Consider the following 3,380-nt stretch of genomic DNA (forward strand, 5'->3'; position numbering starts at 1 on the left):
ACCTATGTCGGAGAGCTGGGCTGGGAACTGTATATCCCGACCGAATTCATGACCGGGGTCTATGACGAGATCGTCGCTGCGGGGGCTGCGTTTGGCCTGAAGCACTGCGGCTATCATGCGCTGAATGCGCTGCGGATGGAGAAGGCCTATCGCCACTGGGGCCATGACATCACCGACGAGGATACGCCGCTCGAGGCCGGGTTGGGCTTTGCTGTCAGGATGGATAAGCCGGGCGGCTTCATCGGACGCGATGCACTCGTAGCTCAGAAGGAAAGCGGCCTCCGCCAGCGCCTGGTCCAGTTTCTCGTGAAATCGCCCGAACCGATGCTCTATCACAATGAGCCGATCTGGCAGGGCGATCGCATCGCCGGCTACATCCGGTCGGGAATGTTTGCCCACACGCTCGGCTCGGCCTGCGGCTTGGGCTATGTCACGGCGGTCGACGGAGGGGTCGTCGGGGCGATCGACGCCGACGGCTATGAAATCGAGATCGCGGGGGTGCGCCACCCCGCCACCGCATCGCTCAAGCCACTGTTCGACCCCACCAGCGCGCGGATCAGGATGTGATGAGCGAAACCTCAGTTGAAACGATGCACCGCCTCGCCGCGATGACGCGCGCGGGCTATAGCTTCGACCAGGAATATTATGTCAGCGACGCGGTGTTCCAGGCCGACATGGAGCAGGTTATCGGCCAAAAATGGATCCTCGCCGGACATGTATCGCAGGTGCCGAACAAGGGCGACTATTTCCTGTTTCGCATCGGCGTCGAGCAAATCATCGTTATCCGCGAAAATGCGACCAGCGTGCGAGCATTCTTCAACGTGTGCCGCCATCGCGGGTCGACGCTCTGTTCGGCCAACAGCGGCAATGCCCCACGGCTGGTCTGCCCTTACCATGCGTGGACCTATGGACTCGACGGCAAGCTGATCGCCGCGCGATTGATGCCCGATGATTTCGACAAGGCCGACAACGGCCTGTTCGCCTGCCATATCCGCGTGTTCCACGGGCTCATCTTCATCAACATGAGTGAAGGCGAACCCGACGATTTCGACACGACCTTCGGCGATATGGGGCCGATCCTCGATTATCATGGGATCGCCGACGCACGCATTGCGCATCGCGGCAGCTATCCGACCACCGCCAACTGGAAGCTGGTCGTCGAGAATTTCTTCGAATGCTATCATTGCGTTCCCTCGCACCCCGAATTCTGTTCGATGCACGCGGCCGAATCGATCATCGCGGTGGGTGCTGGACCAAGCTCTGGACCCGCCGATGCGGTGGCCGGCTTCATGCCCAAGCTCCATGCGTGGGAGGCAAGCGCCGCCGCGCTCGGGCGACCGGTCGGCACGATCGACGAGGGCCCCGCTAGCAGCCATTTGCGCCTGCTGATGCAGCGAATGAACAAGGACGGCTTTGCCGCCGAAACGCAGGATGGCACTGCCCCCGCCCCACTGATGGGGAAGCGCAGCAGCGCCGACGGTGGGCGGATGCACTTGAGTTTCAGTCCGTTCAGCCAGATCGTCGCCGATGATCATTTCGCGATCCTGTTCCTGTTCACCCCGCGCGCCGCCTTGCAATCGGATGTCGAGATGATCTGGCTGGTCGATGGCCGCGCGACCCAGGAACAGGTTGACATCGACAAGATGATCTGGGGCTATCACGCGACCACGACGCAGGATAAAAAGATCACCGAGGATAATCAGGCCGGGATCATGTCGAGCCGCTATCGCCCCGGCCGTTATTCCGAGCAGGAGGGCAGTGTGATCAAGTTTCAGTCCTGGTATCTCCAGCAATTCGGGCCGACCGCTGCCTGAATGACCCTGCCGACCGTCATGCGCGCGGTGCTGCTGACCGGCAACGGCGGGTTCGAAAAGCTCGAGTATCGCGACGATGTGCCGGTGCCGCTTGCCGGCGCGGGCGAAGTGCTCATCAAGATCGCCGCCGCGGGGGTCAACAATACCGACATCAACACGCGGATCGGATGGTATTCGAAGGCCGTGGCGGAGGCGACCGAGGTCGGCGGAGCGTCGGGCATCGCGGGGGCCGAGAACGACGGCTGGTCGGGCGTGGCCTTCCACTTCCCGCGTATCCAGGGGGCCGACGCGTGCGGGCGGATCGTCGCCGTGGGGGAAGGCGTGGCAGCGAGCCGGATCGGATCGCGTGTGCTCGTCGAACCGGTCTTCCGAGCCGAGGGTGCGGCGCTCGCCAGCGCGATCTATTTCGGGTCGGAAATCGATGGTGCGTTCGCCGAATATGCGGTTGCCCCGTCGCGTCACGCCCACGCGGTCGATTGCGCGTGGAGCGACGCCGAGCTTGCCTCGATTCCCTGCGCTTATTCGGCGGCGGAGAATATGCTCACGCGGGCCGGGCTCGCGGCGGGTGAAACAGTGCTGGTCACCGGCGCGTCGGGCGGCGTTGGCAGCTCGGCGGTGCAACTCGCCAAGCGGCGCGGGGCGCGGGTGATCGGGGTTGCCGGGGCGGACAAGGCTGCGGCAGTGCGAGCGATCGGCGCCGATCGGACGATCGATCGAGGTGCCGACCTGTTGAACGAGCTTGGTCGCGAGAGCGTCGAGGTGGTGATCGATGTCGTTGGCGGTTCGCAGTTCGATGAACTGCTCCAGCTGCTGAAGCGCGGCGGGCGCTACGCCGTCGCCGGTGCGATTGCCGGGCCGATCGTTTCACTCGACCTGCGCACGCTTTATCTCAAGGATCTGAGGCTGTTGGGCTGCACCGTGATCGAGCCGACCGTGTTCCCGAACCTGGTCTCATACATCGAACGCGGCGAGATAAGGCCGCTGGTGGCGGCGACTTATCCGCTGAACGAGATCGTCGCGGCGCAGCAGGCCTTCCTCGAGAAAGCACACATCGGCAAGATCGTGCTGCTCGTCTAATCCCACCGTCAGTCGCGGAAAACCACGGTGCGGGTCCCGTTGAGGAGCACGCGCCCGCTCAAGTGAAGCGCGACGGCGCGCGACAGCACCCGCCGCTCGATGTCGCGGCCCTTGGCGACGAGGCCGTCGGGGGTGTCGGCGTGGCTGATCCGCTCGACATCCTGTTCGATGATCGGTCCCTCGTCGAGGTCGCCGGTGACATAATGAGCAGTCGCGCCGATCAGTTTGACCCCGCGCTCGTGCGCCTGATGGTAGGGCTTGGCGCCCTTGAAACCGGGCAGGAAGCTGTGGTGGATGTTGATGCACCGCCCGGCGAAGCTTTCGGCGAGCTCGTCGGACAGGACCTGCATGTAGCGCGCGAGGATCGCCAGTTCGGCGCCGGTCTCGCGGAACAGGCGGGCGACCTCGGCCTCCTGCGCGGGCTTGGTGGCGGCGGTGACGGGCAAGTAGTGGAATGGGATGTCGCGCAGGTCGAACTGGTCGAACGCC

At 64.1% G+C, this 3,380-nt stretch carries 4 protein-coding genes; 3 read left to right on the top strand and 1 reads right to left on the bottom strand.

Annotated elements, in window-relative coordinates; translation table 11 throughout:
• From Q0R27_RS09830 to Q0R27_RS09840, 3 genes are all read left to right on the top strand, one after another.
• On the top strand, positions 1 to 567 hold a 567-nt coding region (locus Q0R27_RS09830), incomplete at its 5' end, for a glycine cleavage T C-terminal barrel domain-containing protein (RefSeq protein WP_293943881.1).
• Positions 567 to 1,814, top strand: a complete 1,248-nt coding sequence (locus Q0R27_RS09835; protein ID WP_293943883.1) for an aromatic ring-hydroxylating dioxygenase subunit alpha — start codon at positions 567 to 569, stop codon at positions 1,812 to 1,814. The genes Q0R27_RS09830 and Q0R27_RS09835, both read left to right, overlap by 1 nt.
• Positions 1,815 to 2,891 (top strand): alcohol dehydrogenase family protein, encoded by a 1,077-nt coding sequence (locus Q0R27_RS09840; RefSeq protein WP_293943885.1) that lies wholly within the window; start codon positions 1,815 to 1,817, stop codon positions 2,889 to 2,891. It abuts the gene before it with no gap.
• A gap of 8 nt (positions 2,892 to 2,899) precedes the next feature.
• Here Q0R27_RS09840 and Q0R27_RS09845 read toward each other — a convergent pair.
• Positions 2,900 to 3,380, bottom strand: a 481-nt coding sequence (locus Q0R27_RS09845; protein WP_293943887.1) for a formyltetrahydrofolate deformylase, incomplete at its 5' end; no start/stop codon positions are given.

This window comes from Sphingomonas sp., assembly GCF_025362505.1.
In the GTDB taxonomy this organism is placed as follows: Bacteria; Pseudomonadota; Alphaproteobacteria; order Sphingomonadales; family Sphingomonadaceae; genus Sphingomicrobium.

Bases quoted from the DNA above. Each gene is read 5' to 3' on its own strand.
- Q0R27_RS09835 (WP_293943883.1), top strand. From the start codon at position 567: ATGAGCGAAACCTCAGTTGAAACGATGCACCGCCTCGCCGCGATGACG.
- Q0R27_RS09840 (WP_293943885.1), top strand. From the start codon at position 1,815: ATGACCCTGCCGACCGTCATGCGCGCGGTGCTGCTGACCGGCAACGGC.